Consider the following 17574-nt stretch of genomic DNA (forward strand, 5'->3'; position numbering starts at 1 on the left):
ATTCCCATACTCTCAAGGTTTTGTCATTTGAAGCAGAAACTACTTTTTGTCCGTCGGGTGTCACAGCTATAGCAAATACCCGGCCAGAATGACCAGACAAGGTATGTAGTAATTCACCGCTTTTCAATTCCCATACTCTCAAGGTTTTGTCATTTGAAGCAGAAACTACTTTTTGTCCGTCAGGTGTCACGGCTACAGCACTTACCAAGCTAGTATGACCGGACAAGGTATGTAGTAATTCACCGCTTTTCAACTCCCAAACTTTCAGGGTTTTGTCAGCTGAGGCAGAAATAATTTGTTTTCCGTCACGTGTCACAGCTACAACACCTACCCAGTCTGAATGACCAGACAAGGTGTGTAGTAATTTGCCGCTTTTCAACTCCCAGACTTTCAGGGTTTTGTCAGCTGAGGCAGAAATAATTTGTTTTCCGTCAGGTGTCACAGCTACAGCACTTACCACGTCAGTATGACCTAAGGTGTGTAGTAATTTGCCGTTTTTCAACTCCCAGACTTTCAAGGTTTCGTCAGCTGAAGCAGAAACTACTTGCTTTGCGTCGGGTGTCACAGCTAAAGCAACTACCACGTTAGAATGACTGGACAAGGTGTGTAGTAATTTGCCGTTTTTCAACTCCCAGACTTTTAGGGTATCCCTTGAAGCAGAAACTACTTGCTTTGCGTCGGGTGTTACGGCTACAGCACGTACCCAGCCAGGATGACCCAAGAAAGTGTGCAGTAATTTGCCGCTTTTCAACTCCCAGACTTTCAAGGTTTTGTCATCTGAAGCAGAAATAACCTGCTTTGCGTCGGGTGTCACAGCTACAGCCGTAACCGAGTCAGTATGACTTTGTAAAGTCCAAAGAAGGTAAAATCCACCCAACGCCACCAAAAACAGTGCCAATAACAAAACCGCTGCGGGAGCCATAAGATAAAGATTGCGGTACGCAAAAATACCCCAAGTGGAACGAATTTTACTCAGTCCTCGCAATTGATAGCATTCTGGTGCAGCTTGGTACAGATAGCAATGGAATGCTGTAGGACGAAAGAAAATCCAGTAAGCCAGCAAAAAATAATGGCGAGGATTTAGCGGGTTGAGAGTTTCGGGCAGATAACCTCTATATTTGGGAAAGTTGGGCATAGTGAGGTTTTACCTTCAGCTTTGGGTGAGATGTCGAAATAGTTCGGCTGCGGCTTCTTGCAAACGTTGGGGATGACCTTTGCTGTGTGTAAACAAGTCTTGAATCTGACTTTCCATAAAAACTACGCCAGTTCCTTGCAAGTTGTGCTGAATCAACTTACGTACTGTTTCTAAAGAAAATGGCTTGACATCCAGTTGATTGCAAATACCTGCTAAAGGAGATGTTTCATTAGAGCAATCATCAAACAAATCTTTGAGGGGAGAACGACTGGCAATTACTAATGACAAAGGAGCATCAGAATCTCCAGCCAGTCCTCGCAATTCGCTACGCAAATTCCAAGTAAAATTTTCTTTGCAAGTCATTTTCTCAATTTCATCTATGCAAAGAATGTGGTGTTTGTCTCGTAAATTACGCGCTAATTTATATCCTCGACAGTTATCAATTTTCAATTCCTCACATAACGCTTCAAAAAATTCTAGTTCGTTGTGAATAATTTGCATATCTATATAGATAAATGCCTCAGATGGAAGTTGTAACCGTTCTGTCCCCCACTGACAAATCATCGATAAAATAGAGGACTTACCAATCTGCGTTTCTCCCACCAGCGAAAGGTTAGAGCCTTTGCTTAGTTCTTCAAAAATTCGCCGGATTAACTCTTCACGGTTAAAAAATCTTGTAGGGTCGGTAATGCGTCCGCGAAGTCCAAAGGGATTCTCTTTTTTTAGCAAAGTTTGAATTATAACTTCAGTTTTAAAGGTAGTTGAAGAATCTTTCTTAATAATTGAAGTTTGATATTTCCGAGAATCTTTGTTTATCAAACAAGTTAAATTATAAGCTTCTTCTAATGTATAGCCATTAGCAAGGGAACTATAAAAATTTACAGCAAATTTTATAGCTGTTTCATCTCCAACAGCTTTATTCATACCAATTACGTAGTTAATGTGTTGGCTAATTGCCTGCGCCTGTACCTCTGAATAACAAGCATTCAAAACTACGCACTCTACACCTTTGCTGGCAAACACCTCAAACATATCGGCAAGAACATCTGCCTGCACAAGAGTCATTTGTCCATTGTCATCTTCCAGGACAATACCATCTTCTCCAACACCATGCCCGCAAAAGTGGACTATGTAGGGCTGATGATGTGATATTTCATTAGGGAAGTCCTTCAATTGCACTCCCCTTACCTGCTCTAATTTAAACTGCTCCCGCTCTTTTCCCCGTTGCAACCCTTCATTAATTCCTCGTATTTCTTTATCCAGCAGCAGACGAGCGGTATCTACGGGGTTAGCTGTCAAAATCAAAATTGTTTTGACACGAGTGTTATTACTCATGGGAGAGGCTGAAAGAAGCGGTAGTGTTTAGGTCTTGATACAATCAACAAAATTTGATTCCACAAAATTGTGATGTCAAAAGTTATATCAAGACAACACTTCTAGATTCTCACATAAATGAATATAAGCAAACTTATACCATTGTAGATTTTAAATTGTAACCAGTACCTTGGTTTATACTTATTGTCATAATTAAAACATCCAGAGTTGATTGACTATGATGTTACTAAGTGGTTTAAGTCAGCTGGAGTCAAGTCTGAATGTACTACTTGACCATCGCGGAACCAAACTATGCGCTTGGTTTGTCGAGCAACATCTGGTTCATGAGTAACCATAACTACGGTAATTCCACTGTTATTGAGTTCGCTAAAGATATCCAAGACTTCGCTAGTGGTGCGAGAATCAAGTGCGCCAGTGGGTTCATCGGCTAAGAGGACAACGGGACGGTTGACAATGGCACGAGCGATCGCTACTCTTTGTTGTTGTCCACCTGATAGTTGCGTTGGTTTGTTGTTGAGGCGATTGGCTAAACCTACTCGTTGCAGTGCTTCTGCGGCGCGATCGCGTCTTTCGCTAGGATTAATATCAGCATAGACCATTGGCAGCATCACATTTTCTAATGCTGTCAGTTGGGGTAACAAGTGAAATTGTTGGAACACAAACCCCAGTTTTTTATTACGAATGTGTGCCAACTCTTTATCGTTCATTTGTGCGACATCAACGTTATCTAGATAATAATGTCCGCCTGTGGGACGGTCTAGACAACCGATAATGTTCATGGCTGTGGATTTACCCGAACCAGAAGGCCCCATAATTGAACAATATTCGCCCTGTTCTACAATCAAGTTGACATCATTTAATGCTCGTACTTCTGTTTCGCCGCTACCGTAAATTTTATATATACTTTCTAAGCGAATAATAGTTGATTTTGGTACGGGATTAGGAACTAGAGAATCAGTAATTGAGATAGTCTTTGCCATAAGGATTTGGAGACGCGATTAATCGCGTCTTTACAAAAGTTTTATGATTTCTCTTATCTAGGATAATATTTACGCTTAGTTACTAGCCAACCTACGCCAATAAAAAAGAATGTAGCTAAAACACTCAAAAATTAAAGATGCGAAAAAGGGATGGTGTGGATTGTTAGGAGATATCGCTGTTAAAAGTTGGTTAATTGTGTCGATGTGTTGGACGATTATACTAGAGGCGATCGCACCACCGCCAAAGCCTATACCTAATATTTGGATTTTGTTTTCTAGGGAGCGAAGGGTGCGTTACGCTACGCGATAACACACCCTACTGGCGTGGCAAGAGCTAATTCTTAACTCTTCGCTGGATTATCTTCCAAAGCCCTTACCGCGATTTGTGGAAGGTAAACAAATGCAGTTTTCTAACTGAGTGAGTAAAGTTTCCTTATCCAGATTTTGACCAATTAATACTATCTGGTTTTTTTGTTGACCTTTCCATTCATCATCATCCAAAGTAAAGCGCTTGCCACACAAGTGGAAGATATGACGCTTTGGACTTTCATCAAACCACATAATCCCCTTTGCTCGGAAGATATTTGTAGATAATTGGTTATCTAAGAAATATTGAAACTTCCTAATCGACAAAGGCTTATCAGTTTGGAAAGATATTGAGGTAAAACCATCATTTTCTAAATGATCGGAATGATGGTGATGATGGTGGTCGTGGTCGTGATGATGATGGTCGTGGTCGTGATGGTCGTGACCGCATGTTGAGTGGTCGTGGTCGTGGTGGTCGTGATGGTCATGCTCGTGGTCATGCTCATCAACTGTATCAAAATACTTGTCAGACTCAAACAGCCCCACACTCAAGATTAAAGGCAGCGGTACTTGCGATCGCGTGGTGCGAATAATTCTCGCTCCTTCTTTGACTTCGCCAATTTTTCTTTCCAATTCCTTCAGTGCAGATTCTTCCACCAAATCTGTCTTATTCAGCAGAATAATATCACCATAGGAGATTTGACTGTAAGCTGCTTGTGAGTTGAATAAATCTAGGCTGTAATTTGCCGCATCTACCACGGTGATGATTGAATCTAGACGAGTTAAATCTCGTAATTCTGTACCGAGAAATGTCAACGCAACAGGTAAGGGGTCAGCCAATCCAGTTGTTTCTACTACTAAATAATCTAGATTTTCTTGGCGTTCTAAAACTTTGTAAACGGCATCTACTAAATCATTATTAATAGTGCAGCAAATACAACCGTTATTTAGTTCCACCATGTTCTCGCCAGTGGAAACAACTAACTCGTTGTCGATGCCAATTTCGCCAAATTCATTTACTAATACAGCAGTTTTCAAACCCTGCTGGTTGGTCAGAATATGATTAAGTAAAGTCGTCTTGCCACTACCGAGAAATCCAGTAATAATTGTGACTGGCATTCCTTGTTTGGGCGCATCCATTGCTTGAGATTCGGGGGTAACGGCTGATTGCATAGCGCTGTAATGAAAAAATCAAAAAATTAGGAAAGAATTCAGGAGATGCTTCTGCGCCTTTGTGCAAGGTACAAAAAATTAGCAAAGGTAGCGCAGATAGTCCAGAAAACACTAGCATAGGGATGCTGGACTGTCATCCCAGCTGCTTTACCCTATTATTACGTATCTCTCTATTTCAGCATTACTCTGTTATGACCCTAACCCTCTACAATACTCTCACTCGTCGTCAGGAACCGTTTACAACAGTCGAAGCAGGCAAGGTTAAGATGTATTACTGCGGCGTGACGGTGTACGACTATTGCCATTTGGGTCATGCTAGAGCTTGCATTGTTTGGGATGTAGTCAGGCGATACCTCCAGTTTATCGGCTATGAAGTACGCTACGTCCAAAATTTTACCGATATTGATGACAAGATTCTTAATCGCGCGCGCCAAGAACATTCAACAATGGAATCGGTTGCCGATCGCTTTATCAAAGCATATTTTGAAGATATGGCACGGCTGGGAGTCAAAGAAGCCGATGAATATCCTCGTGCAACCCACACGATGGATGGCATTCAGCGGCTAATTTATGAGTTGGAAAACAAAGGCTTTGCTTACCCCGCCGATGGCGATGTTTATTATGCAGTGCGCCAGTTTTCTGAATATGGGAAGCTTTCCGGACGCAAATTAGAAGATTTACGAGCTGGTGCAAGCGATCGCGTCAACATAGACGATCCAGAATATCAAAAGAAGAAAGACCCGTTTGATTTTGCTTTGTGGAAAGCAGCAAAACTAGGAGAACCCGCTTGGCAATCACCTTGGGGTGAAGGTCGTCCGGGATGGCATATCGAATGTTCCGCGATGGTACGCGACCGCCTTGGCGAAACCATTGACATCCACACTGGCGGTGAAGACTTAGTTTTCCCTCACCATGAAAATGAAATCGCTCAATCAGAAGCAGTCACAGAAAAACCCCTAGCGCGTTACTGGCTGCACAACGGCATGGTAAAAGTCGATGGTGAGAAGATGTCCAAATCTTTGGGCAATTTTACCACTATTCGGGATTTGCTAGATCGGGGAGTTGACCCAATGGCAGTGCGATTGTTCGTGCTGATGGCTCAATATCGCACACCGATTGACTTTACCCATGAAGCGATCGCCGCAGCCACCAACGGCTGGCACACCCTAAAAGCAGGTTTACTCTTTGGCTACCAATACGGGGAAAAACTAGGTTGGAATTTAGGTACTGGCGACTGGGGACTAGGGACTGGGAATATTCTAATACCCAATTCCCAATACCCAGTACCTAATCCCCATATTGAACGCTTTCAAGAAGTTGTGAATGACGACTTTAATTTCCCTGGTGGATTAACAGTGCTGTTTGAATTAGCTAAAAAACTACAACGCGAGGGAAATATCTTGGTGCATCAAGGGAAAACTGAAACACCACCTGATGAATTACAGCGTCAATGGCAAACTCTCGTCACTTTGGCTAGTGTTTTGGGTTTAGAAACTCAGCCAGAAGCAGAAACCCATCAAAGCAACGGTATAAGCGATGCAGAAATTGAGGCGAAAATTGAGCAAAGACAAGCAGCCCGAAAAACTAAGAATTTTGCTGAAAGCGATCGCATTCGGAACGAACTACTAGCACAGGGAATTACCTTAATTGATAGTCGGGATGGCACTCGCTGGCATCGCAATTAGGCTGGGACTGGGGACTGGGTATTGGTGGCTGGGGACTGGTGAGACAGCGCTGCGGGAGGGTTTCCCTCCGCAGCCACTTGCGTGGGCGGGTTTCCCGACTTGAGCAAAGTGGCATCAGGCGACTGCGTTAGCGCAGCGTTAGCGAGCTTGCGAGCGTCACCCGAAGGGGGACTGGGAAAGAAATTTAGTTATAAATGCTTCTAATCCCCGATCCCCAATCCCTAATCGCCAATCACCAATCCCTAGATATGAAGCGTCAAACTATTTCTCTATCTAACCTTTTGCTAATTGTTGCCACTGGTTTTACAGTTATCATCTTGTGGCAATTACGGAGTTTGTTAGTAACTTTAATGGTGGCGGTAGTGTTGGCAGCGGCGATCGCACCCATAGTTACTGCCGCCGAACGATTGCGTCTGCCTCGTTGGCTCGGTGTAATTGTAGTGTATGTTGGTCTAATAGCTGGATTGATTGGCGCGGGTTTGATTATTGGCCCATCTGTTTCTGAGCAAATTCAGCGCTTAGTCAGTAAACTTCCAGCTTATTTAGATAATCTGCGGACAGCTGCTGAAAATTTAGCGGTGCGAATCGGAATTACTCAAATCGAGTCCATAGACCAATTGTTTGATATTCAAGCTCTTACCAATTGGTTGTTTAGTTCTAGTCAACAGTTACTCATTCGTTCGTTTGGCTTTACTCGTGGCATTCTCGGCGGCGTGGTAAATCTGATTTTAGCTTTAGTCATTTCTGGCTATATGGTTGCGGGTAGCGAAAATTTAGTTATAGGACTGATACAGCTATTTCCCCAACCTTGGGAAGAACGCCTCGCCGCCCAAGTTGTACCAATTTCTCGGCGTATGGGTGGTTACGTTCAAGGTCGAGTTGTGGTTTCAGCTATTTTGGGTATTGTCATTACCCTAGGTTTGAGTATTTTAGGGCTATCAGAGTTTGCTCTAGCACTAGGCGTAATTGCTGGATTTACAAATCTAATTCCTTTTGTCGGGCCAATATTGGGAGCAATTCCAGCTTTAATCGTTGCTATACCTCAAGGAGGATTAACTTTTCTTTGGGTACTGCTGTTATTTGTGATTATCCAGAATTTAGAAAGTTACGTTCTCGATCCCTTACTAGTAGGTTCTTCAGTGCGAGTTCATCCCTTATATCAACTTTTAGCAGTCTTAGGAGGCACACAAGTTTTAGGGATTATTGGCGCTGTGATTGTCCCGCCTTGGGTAGCAGATGTAGCCGTGCTTTTAGAAAATCTTTATTTACGTCCAAAATTGTTGGCCGAACAAACCACTATTTACGACATCCCAAGAAATTCAGATAATCATCCATTATCCGATTCAGGTAAACTATCAGCCGATGGATCTAAATTACCAGAAAATTAAGTTAACTTATTTTGCTAAAACAAATATACTCAGCTAGAAGTTAGAGTTTTCAATAAAAAACTTTTTTAACTCCTGTACAGACGCGATGAATCGCGTCTCTCAGCACTTCTTTGTACAGACGCGATTCATCGCGTCTGTCAGCACTCAGCACTCAGCACTCAGCACTCAGCACTCAGCACTAATATATGTGGTCTGAACTCAAAAAAGCGATCGCTACTTTTGATATTCCCGCTGATTGGATCGGGATTAGAGCCGTCAAGGAAAATTCCACTACCCGTTTTGTTCGTGATGGCTTACCGCAAGTCAACGGCAAAACCTCTACTGTGGGAGCCATGCTAGAAGTTTTAGTTAATGGTGGTATTGGTTATGCCGCTACCAATTCTCTAGAATTAACTTCTCTTTTAGCTGCTGCCCAAACAGCATACAAACAGGCACTCTTCTCCAGTGAATGGTGGATATATCCAGTTAGTGAAAGTCAACGCCCCAAAGTTGTGGGTGAATATAACTCTCCGTTTTTGCAACCATTTAATGCTCTTAGTCCTGGAGACATCAACGATTTACTGGTTCGGATCTGCCAGAGGTTAAAAGTCAACGACAAGATTGTACAAACCAGCGCCACCGCCAGCACCAACGAGCGCGAGACTTGGTTTGTCAGCAGTAATGGTTCAGAAGTGTATCAAAAAATTCTATCTTTGGGAACTCATTACGGTGCTACTGCCCAAGATGAGGGAATTGTGCAACAACGCAGTAACAACGGTTGGCAAGCACATTGTTACCAAGGCGGACTAGAACTTTTACAAACAGATAACTTATGGGATCGGGCGCAACAAATTGGCGAACAAGCAATAGAACTATTGACAGCCGAAGAATGCCCAACCACGCGCACCAATTTAGTTTTAGCCTCAGACCAAATGATGCTGCAAATCCACGAAAGTGTGGGGCATCCCCTAGAAATTGACCGTATTTTAGGAGATGAGCGCAATTACGCCGGAGGCAGCTTTGTTAACAAAAGTGATTTTGGCAAACTAGTATATGGTTCGCCATTGATGAACATCACCTTTGACCCTACCGTACCAGGAGAATTTGCCAGCTACGGCTTTGATGATACTGGTGCTGTAGCCACACGCGAGTATTTGATTAAAGAAGGAGTGCTTCAGCGGGGTTTGGGCAGCCTGGAAAGTCAAGCTAGAGCAGGTGTACCGGGAGTAGCTTGTGCCCGTGCTTGCTCGTGGAATCGTCCTGCAATCGATCGCATGGCAAACTTGAACTTAGAGCCAGGGAACGTCAGCTTTGAACAAGCGATCACCGGGATAGAAAATGGTGTTTACATGGAGTCTAATCGGTCTTGGTCAATCGACGATCGCCGTTATAAATTTCAGTTTGGTTGCGAGTATGCCAAATTAATTGAAAACGGTAAACTCACCAAAACCCTCCGCAATCCCAATTATCGAGCCACAACCCCAGAATTTTGGCACAGCTTAATTCAAGTAGGGGATGCCTCCAACTGGCAAATGTACGGTACTGCTTACTGTGGCAAAGGCGAACCAAATCAAGCCATTTCCGTCGGACACGGTTCGCCTGCTTGCGTATTTGCTAACATCGAAGTTTTTGGCGGAGGAAGTTGAGTCAGTTGTCAGTAGTCGTAGAGACGCGATTAATCGCGTCTCTACAAGAGGCAGGTGGCAGAAGTAATTATTATTTCTTCCTCATCCCCTTCATCCCCCTCATCCCCCTCATCTCCCTCATCCCCCTCATCTCCCTCATCCCCTCATCTTTTTCTCTGTGTTAAGTATGAAAATTGACGAATTATCAGCTTTAGAAGTCAGCTTTAATCAACTGATTGAAACTTTGCTGGTTAAAAAAACAGCAAGCGAACAATTCACTGTGAAATTAAGCAGCGAACGCAGTCAATTTACTCGTTTTAATCATGCCAAGGTACGGCAAACTGGTTGTGTCACTGATGGTTGGATTGAACTGACTTTGATGGAAAATCAACGCAGTAGTTTTCGCCAGTTTCCCTTTAGCGGAAATTGGGATTTAGACTGGCAAGAAGGATACAAAGCTTTACAGGAATTGCGTGACGAACTGACTTTGTTACCTATCGATCCATATTTAGTTTTGCCATCAGAAACCAACATTAGTCGAGAAGTACATTCTGGCAAATTGTTGGCAGCAGAAGCAGTTGTACCAACAGTATTAGAGCAAGTTGCAGAATTAGATTTTACTGGCTTATATGCTGGGGGAGTAGTAATTAAAGCTTACGGCGATTCTAATGGACAAAAACACTGGTTTGCCACAGATTCTTTTACCTTAGATTATTCTCTATTTACTATCTCCGGACAAGCTGTGAAAGGTACTTTTGCAGGTAGTAACTGGGACGAAGATGCTTATATATCTAAAATTAGCCAAGCCAAAAAACAATTAGAATTACTTTCTAATTCTGCTAAAGAATTGCCGCGAGGACAATACAAAACTTATTTTGCACCTGCTGCTGTTGCCGATTTATTAATGATGCTTTCTTGGGGAGCTATAAGCGAAGCAGATATCCAACAAGGAAACAGTGCTTTAGCTTCTCTAGCACGTCAAGAAAAACAACTTTCTTCTATAGTGAGTTTGAAAGAAAATTTTAAATTGGGTAGAGTGCCGCGATTTAATGAATTAGGAGAAATGGCAGCCCCAGAGTTACCAATTGTAGAAGAAGGTATTTTAATTAACACTTTAGTGAACTCTCGCACTGCTAAAGAATATCAAAAAATTGCCAATGGTGCTAATAGTTCAGAAACCTTACGCGCGCCAGAGCTGAGTTCTGGAAATTTAGTAACCGAGCAAATTCTGACAACTTTAGATACAGGATTATATGTATCTAATTTGCATTACTTGAATTGGAGCGATCGCCACAGCGGTAGAATTACAGGTATGACCCGCTATGCCTGTTTTTGGGTAGAAAAAGGAGAAATAATTGCTCCTATAGAAAACCTACGTTTTGATGAAAGTCTTTACCGCTTTTGGGGAGAAAACTTAGTAGATTTCACCAATTTTCAAGAATTTATCCCGGAAGTTGGAACTTATGAAAGTCGCCAACTAGGAGGTAGTCTAGTTCCTGGTATGTTAGTGAATGATTTTACATATACTTTGTAATTGCTTTCTTAAGGTAAGAATAAGTTCAATCGCCCTGGAAGAGTTTAAATTGCATATTGACCAAAGTTGACTGTTGACTATCAATAGTCAACACCACTATGAGTATTTCTCAGGACTTACGCACAGGTCACGGAAAAACGAACCGCGAAGGACGCAAAGGACACGAAGGAATGAGAGTTTCAAAGAGTTCTTGCGTAAGTCCTATTTCTGAAAATTAAATGCGCTTTAGCTTATCGAAAGAATCGGGTCTAAAACCTTACCTTTTAAGGCGAAAAGTTTTTGGAGCGGGGTATAAATCCCCGTTACAAAAACGGCCTCCTGCCTTCGTTAACAACTTCTATGTAGCAAAGACCGGACGATGTTGAATCCAAGGTTTAGCGGCTTCTAGTTGGGCTGCTAGGCTGATGAGAGTGGCTTCAGCCGCAGGTTTGCCAACTAGCTGCACGCCGATCGGTAAACCCTGACTATCAAAATCTACGGGAAGTGCGATCGCTGGTAATCCGGTAGCATTAGCTGGCGGACAAGGAGCAACCCAGTTAATAATATTTTGGAATGTCTCTTCTGGACTCAAGGAAGCCCATTCTCCAACACGGATCGGTGAATGGAGATACACAGGCAAAACTAGTACATCCACGGTATTGAAAAACGCTACAATTTCCCGTGCAACTATTTGCATTTGGTAAACTGCTTGAATGTATTCAGTAATCGTACCCGTTCTTGCCAACAACCAGCGATTCAACGGTTGCAATGCCTGTGGGGGAAGTCCTGATGCAGCCACCCCAGATTGCCAGACAATTTGGAAAGGTTCGACTAAGCCGCTAAAATCTGGACATTTTTCTTCAACTATGTGACCGAGTTGTTGTAACAACTGGATTGTTTGCAGCACACCTTGCTGACAGCTAGCATCAGCTTCTCCCAAAGGAGGGATACTGGTGGCAAAGGCAATTCGCAAAGCACCGGGTTTTGTTTGGGTAGCGGCTAGAAATGATGGTTCGGGATCTGGTAGCCAATAAGGATCGCCTGTGACATAGCCAGATATTGCATCTAACAAAGCAGCAGCATCAGCGACGGTACGGGCGATGGGGCCACTGGTGGAAATTCCCGCGAGGCGATCGCCTACAGGTGCTTTACTTACCCTTCCCCGCGATGGTTTAATTCCCACCACACCACAACAAGCCGCAGGCCCGCGAATCGAACCACCACCATCAGAACCTTGAGCGATCGCACACAATCCGGCTGCTACTGATGCCGCTGCGCCACCACTGGAACCGCCAGGGGTGTATTCTAAATTCCAGGGATTTCTGGCTGGGGGTAACCCTGTAGGTTCGGTGTAAGGACACGAACCTAATTCGGAGGTTGCGGTTTTACCGAGAATAATAAACCCAGCTTGCTTGATTCGCGTTACAACTCCATCATCAAATTCAGGAATATTATTCAGTAGTAAGGGATTGCCGAAAGTACAAGGCACACCTGCTACAGCATTGAGGTCTTTAATAGAAATCGGTACGCCAAAAAACGGCGGTAGTTGGGAAGTGGTTGTGAGTAATTCTGTTTTGGCTTTGGCATCTGCGATCGCCAATTCTGCCGTGACCGTAAAATAACTTCCCAATTGGGGATTTAACTGTTGAATCCGTTCTAAATATATTTCTACCAACTCAAAGGGCGACACTTCTCGGCGACGTATTAACTGCGCTAACTGTAATGCTGGAGTAAAAGCTAAATCAATTTCATTCATAAGGTTAGTTATCGAGCAATTTTGTCTTTATCTACAAGTTTCAAACTGGACTTGTTACTTTAGCAAAATTTCCGGGAACTATAAATCTATCGCTCCTAAGATTTGTTAATTGATCGGGATGCTTAACTTCAACAGATATAGTTAAGCTTTTACTTTAGCTATAACCTGACTGCCTAGACATTTTTATTTTTTCGCATAAACTTTCGATAAATCCCCAAGGGATATTTATGGTCGAGCTAGAAACGCTTATTACTGAATTGCCAAAACTTTTTCATCGCCTAAATTTGACTATTGGCAATTCTCATGAAATCATGCAACAAATTCTTGTCATAAATAATATTCAAGAACGACTACGAAACGTTCAACAATTAATTACTCAAGAAATTAGATTTGCACAAGTTAAAAACAAGGCGGTTAATACGCTTCCTCGTCTTGGTACGGTAGCAACTTTATTAAAATCTAGTGTTTATTTATTAGATACAGCTATCAATAGCAGAGTAATATTCGTCACCGAAAAATTTGGTAACCCAGAAACAGAAATATCATTAACAGATTTACAAATTAAAATTGATTGCTGGCTGGAGTGGGGTGATTTACTTCAAGCTCTGGCCGCAGATATTTTAAGTGACTCTCAGTTAGTCCAACAACTTAATTCTGATATAAAATATCCTAGTTTACCAGCTAAGTTTCAAGAAATTGATGAAACTTTGGGAATAAAGTTAGCATTAAGTAATTCTCAAGTTCTGCAAAAGCAAGTATTACGAATTAGTAATTTGCCAGAAGAAATCTTAGAAGTACGGCAAAGAATCAATTATATTATCAATATTATCAAGAATAGCCAGAATTTATTAACAATATTGCTAGGCGTATCATCATTCTGTGGAGAATCTGGTTTTACTTTAGAATGGTTAGAAGACGATCGCGAATTAATTATATCTTGTGATGATAAATTTCAATTACTTACTGATGTTCTAAATGATTGCGAATTATTTCAAGAGAGAATTGATTCTTTATTATTACAGGCTAAATCCTTAATAGACCAAGCAGAACAATGCATAAATAATCTTGAGCAAGAACGTCAACAACAAGATAATAAACATCAAATAGAAGTATTACCTAATGTTTTAGAAAAAAAACCACCTAAGATATTTAAATTAGGACGTTTAACTTTAATTATAGTTTTTAGTTTAGGGGTCTTAGGTTTTGGTGGTTGGCTCGGTAAGGATAAAATTACAAATATTCCACAAAATAGCCTCAGCTTCAATCAAGAAGAAAATGCTGCTGCTAATTTTAAATCTGCACTCAAACTCGGTCTGGAAGCTTCTGCTTTAGTACAAAAACCACCGCATCCTTTAATAGTTTGGCAACAGGCAGAAACTAAATGGCAACAAGCCATAAAGTTATTAGCAAGTATTCCTAAAGGAACATCTGTTTTTGAACAGGCACAGCATAAATTAGTTCGCTATCGTCTGAACTATACTGCTATCAGCAAAAAAGCTTCAAATGAAAAACAAGCATTGGCGAACTGGCAATTAGCACAAAAGCTAGCAACGGAAGCTACTTTTTTTGCACAAAATTCACCTCGTTCGGTAGTAGTTTTGGAGGAAGCAAAATCCAAATGGCAGCAAGCAATCAATTTGTTAGAAACTATTCCAGAAAATACCTTTATCTCTAAACAGGCTAAAGAGATGCTTCCTCGTTATAAAACTAATTATGCAGCAATGCGTACAATCATAGAAAACTAAAAGCTGCAAAAGATTTTATAGATAGCGATCGCCTCTTAAAATACGGGAAAATAGAAATAATCAACTTCCTCAGCACAAGACAACAGGGGGATAAAAACAATGACCGCTACCCAAAACCGCTTGTGGACGGTAGAAGAATATCACCGCATGATTGAGGCTGGCATTCTGACTTCTAACGACAAGGTTGAACTTTTAGACGGTCGTATTATCCAAATGAGTCCACAAACCCCACTTAGTGCAGCAACTACCCAACGTACAGACCGCTATTTGCAAAATTTACTCAAAAATAAGGCAGATATTAGAATTCAGTTGCCTATTACTTTGTCTACCTCAGAACCCGAACCTGATATCGCTGTAGTCTGCATTGATCCGAACGGATATGCTGACCATCATCCTACACCTTCAGAAATATTACTATTAATTGAAGTGGCTTATAGTAGTTTAAATATTGACCGTGACGAAAAAGCTCCTATTTATGCTAGGGCAAATATTCTTGATTACTGGATTTTAGATGTTATTAAATGTCAAGTTTATATTTTCCGTAACCCGTCAGAGTTAGGATACCAAGAAGAAACCGTTCTCGGACAAGATGCAATAATCACACCATTAGCTTTTTCCCAAATCGAAATACCTTTCTCTGAGTTATTTATTCCCTAATTTGTCCCTAGATAAATGATAGAAGTTTACATAAAAAAGTAGAAATGCAGAGAGTAATTAAATATCATCTAACATTTTAAAAAAGAGCATACACCGTGAGTATCAGTGTAGCTTGGTTATAACTATAAGTCATAAATATTTTTTTTAACTGGATTCAAACTGATTGCTTTTATCTTCAAAATGGGAAAGCTATTAAATAACTTGTGACTAAACATACTTGTTTTTCATGTTCAATGCATAAAAGATTACAGGTTTAATAAACCTGCCTAATTATATTTAAGTATTTTTATTTAGAATTATGGTAACTGATTTACTGAAAATGGCTAAACAAGGCAATGCAGATGCGATCGCAAGCCTAATGAATCGTCAACTACAGCCAAAAGGTATAACTGCTAAGGTTACTTTTCGAGATAGTTGTGTATATGTGCTATTAGAATCAGCAACAATCCCTGACCAAAAAGCAGTAGCCCCGTTTGTTGTGCAAGGAATGACGAAGCTAGCAATAGAACTAGCAGATTCCCTTCAAGTTTATGGTAAGCAAACAGGTGAAAAACGCCCTAGTTGGAGCCAAGCTTACTCGTTAAGCAAAGCAGAAAATTTCTTAGCAGATAATTTGGCGAATAATACTCAAAATATAAAGACTGAGGACACATCAGCAGAGCAAACAAACAGTATTGAGGAACTTGCTCCTACCAGCGGTTTAGATGCTATTGCAAGTCATCTTAATCGCATTATAGGAAATGAGAAAATGAATATCAAAGTCATTTCAGAAGATAAACTGCTTAAAGTCATTGCAGAAACAGATCAATTTTTAGATGCAGCTGTTTTTGCAGAAAATATTTATAAAGAGTTAAAAAACTTAGATTTAAGCAAATTTGAAACTGTAGGTATTTATAAGCAAAAACTGAAGAGTGGGCAATGTTTCCAACTTAAATCTTTCTTATTAACTAATTCTGAATTGGAAACTTTGGAACAAAAAAATTCAAAAGTAGCAATGACTCATACACAAGGAGTAATTAGCAAATCGTCAAAAACCAATCAATTTAAACCGCAGGCTCCAAAAAGTAATAAACCACAAATTAAAATTGGTCGTGTTCTTGGTGTTGTAGTAATTTTGATAATTGCAGGATTTATAATCATCGGTCTTGTGAGGCGAATGTTGATACTTGTGTTTTTATCTCCTGCTTTAGGTAGCTTTAGTGTAATACTAGGGATTTTCTTTATATGGCGAAGTTACTCCTTTTTGATGCCTCTTTTTCAAAAGTTACTTAGTTTACTTTCCGAAGAATAGACCTCTTATAAGACAAAAAATATTTATTGCAAAAGAGGCAAGTCGTCCTCTTTGACGCTTTGCCTCTCTCATTAACAGATAATTAAGCAATTACACTTTAGAGCGATCGGTTAAAATCTCATAGCCAGTTTCTGTTACTAAAACTGTATGCTCAAACTGCGCTGACAGAGAATTATCTACAGTAACAGCTGTCCATCGGTCAGATAATGTGCGTGTGTGTCTCGAACCTGCATTCAAAATTGGTTCAATTGCTAATGTCATTCCCGCACGGAGTTTAACATTTGGCATTTCCCTAGTGCGAAAGTTAAATACTGAGGGTTCTTCATGCAGGTTACGACCAACACCGTGTCCAGTGAATTCTTCCACTACACTGAAACCATTAGCTTTCACGTGGTCTTCTATTGCTCCAGCCAAGTCAAGTAAGTATACTCCGGCTTTGACTTGTTCAATGCCTTTGTAAAGGGCTTCTTCAGCTACGCGAATTAATTTAGCAGCATCTGGGGTGACTTCACCCACAGCGATCGTAATGCAGGAATCACCATGAAAGCCTTGGTAATAAGCACCTGTATCTACTTTTAATACATCTCCAGTACGAATCACTTTCTTAGGACTGGGGATACCGTGGACAACTTCATTGTTAATACTGGAACATATAGAACCAGTAAAACCATGATATCCCTTAAAACTAGGTGTTGCGCCCATTTCTCGAATGCGTTTTTCTGCGTAAGCATCCAAGTCAGATGTAGTCATTCCGGGCTTTACCAACTCAGAAATTTCTTTGAGTACGGTTGCCACAATTTTTGCTGATTGCCGCATAATTTCAATTTCTCGCGGCGATTTGATTTCAATACCTCGGCGTTGTTTTGGTGAAGATGTAGTTTTAGGTGTTTGAGAAAGCAAGTTACTGAAAATATTCATGGGAAATTAATAATTACTGGCTTTTTGCTGCTATGGTGACAGTGTTTTTTCTAGGTTAGTTGAAAAAAATATCTATATTTAACGTTAA

General features: G+C 41.0%; 14 protein-coding genes. 8 read left to right on the forward strand and 6 right to left on the reverse strand.

Going from position 1 to position 17574, the window contains the following annotated elements:
* The 3 genes from I8752_RS23335 to I8752_RS23345 all read right to left on the reverse strand — a co-directional run.
* On the reverse strand, positions 1-1135 hold a 1135-nt coding region (locus tag I8752_RS23335), incomplete at its 3' end, for a WD40 repeat domain-containing protein (RefSeq protein WP_214434636.1).
* 15 nt (positions 1136-1150) lie between these two features.
* A complete protein-coding gene (locus I8752_RS23340; RefSeq protein ID WP_214434637.1) occupies positions 1151-2470 on the reverse strand; it encodes a CHAT domain-containing protein in 1320 nt (439 codons plus the stop codon).
* 215 nt (positions 2471-2685) lie between these two features.
* Complete coding sequence (locus tag I8752_RS23345) at positions 2686-3450, reverse strand: ABC transporter ATP-binding protein (RefSeq protein WP_225895857.1); 765 nt, start codon at positions 3448-3450, stop codon at positions 2686-2688.
* A 160-nt stretch (positions 3451-3610) separates the two neighbouring features.
* On the opposite strand from I8752_RS23345, the gene I8752_RS23350 reads away from it, so the two are divergent.
* Entirely contained in the window at positions 3611-3760 is a 150-nt protein-coding gene (locus I8752_RS23350; RefSeq protein WP_214434638.1) for a hypothetical protein, read from the forward strand.
* A 47-nt stretch (positions 3761-3807) separates the two neighbouring features.
* Here I8752_RS23350 and I8752_RS23355 read toward each other — a convergent pair whose 3' ends face one another.
* Positions 3808-4929 carry a CobW family GTP-binding protein gene (locus tag I8752_RS23355; protein WP_214434639.1) on the reverse strand — a complete coding sequence of 374 codons (1122 nt, stop codon included), beginning with the start codon at positions 4927-4929 and terminating at the stop codon, positions 3808-3810.
* A gap of 191 nt (positions 4930-5120) precedes the next feature.
* Here I8752_RS23355 and cysS point away from each other — a divergent pair, with 191 nt between their 5' ends.
* The 4 genes from cysS (at position 5121) to I8752_RS23375 (ending at position 11140) form a co-directional block, all read left to right on the forward strand.
* Positions 5121-6614, forward strand: coding sequence for a cysteine--tRNA ligase (gene cysS / locus I8752_RS23360; protein WP_214434640.1), 1494 nt, complete (start codon positions 5121-5123; stop codon positions 6612-6614).
* A 248-nt stretch (positions 6615-6862) separates the two neighbouring features.
* A complete protein-coding gene (locus I8752_RS23365; RefSeq protein WP_214434641.1) occupies positions 6863-8002 on the forward strand; it encodes an AI-2E family transporter in 1140 nt (379 codons plus the stop codon).
* Positions 8003-8187: 185 nt separating this feature from the next.
* Positions 8188-9627 (forward strand): TldD/PmbA family protein, encoded by a 1440-nt coding sequence (locus I8752_RS23370; protein WP_214434642.1) that lies wholly within the window; start codon positions 8188-8190, stop codon positions 9625-9627.
* A 166-nt stretch (positions 9628-9793) separates the two neighbouring features.
* A complete protein-coding gene (locus tag I8752_RS23375; RefSeq protein WP_214434643.1) occupies positions 9794-11140 on the forward strand; it encodes a TldD/PmbA family protein in 1347 nt (448 codons plus the stop codon).
* A gap of 337 nt (positions 11141-11477) precedes the next feature.
* Here the strand turns inward: I8752_RS23375 and I8752_RS23380 are convergent, their stop codons facing one another.
* Positions 11478-12875 carry an amidase gene (locus I8752_RS23380; RefSeq protein WP_214434644.1) on the reverse strand — a complete coding sequence of 466 codons (1398 nt, stop codon included), beginning with the start codon at positions 12873-12875 and terminating at the stop codon, positions 11478-11480.
* A 227-nt stretch (positions 12876-13102) separates the two neighbouring features.
* Between I8752_RS23380 and I8752_RS23385 the strand changes: the two genes are divergently transcribed.
* From I8752_RS23385 to I8752_RS23395, 3 genes are all read left to right on the forward strand, one after another.
* Positions 13103-14620, forward strand: a complete 1518-nt coding sequence (locus I8752_RS23385; RefSeq protein ID WP_214434645.1) for a hypothetical protein — start codon at positions 13103-13105, stop codon at positions 14618-14620.
* A gap of 99 nt (positions 14621-14719) precedes the next feature.
* Positions 14720-15277 (forward strand): Uma2 family endonuclease, encoded by a 558-nt coding sequence (locus tag I8752_RS23390; RefSeq protein ID WP_214434646.1) that lies wholly within the window; start codon positions 14720-14722, stop codon positions 15275-15277.
* A 298-nt stretch (positions 15278-15575) separates the two neighbouring features.
* Positions 15576-16568, forward strand: a complete 993-nt coding sequence (locus tag I8752_RS23395) for a hypothetical protein (RefSeq protein WP_214434647.1) — start codon at positions 15576-15578, stop codon at positions 16566-16568.
* A 90-nt stretch (positions 16569-16658) separates the two neighbouring features.
* On the opposite strand, the gene map is transcribed toward I8752_RS23395, so the two are convergent.
* Positions 16659-17486, reverse strand: coding sequence for a type I methionyl aminopeptidase (gene map / locus I8752_RS23400; protein WP_214434648.1), 828 nt, complete (start codon positions 17484-17486; stop codon positions 16659-16661).
* Between the last annotated feature and the right edge of the window lie 88 nt (positions 17487-17574).

The organism is Dendronalium phyllosphericum CENA369, from assembly GCF_016056275.1.
In the GTDB taxonomy this organism is placed as follows: domain Bacteria; phylum Cyanobacteriota; class Cyanobacteriia; order Cyanobacteriales; family Nostocaceae; genus Dendronalium; species Dendronalium phyllosphericum.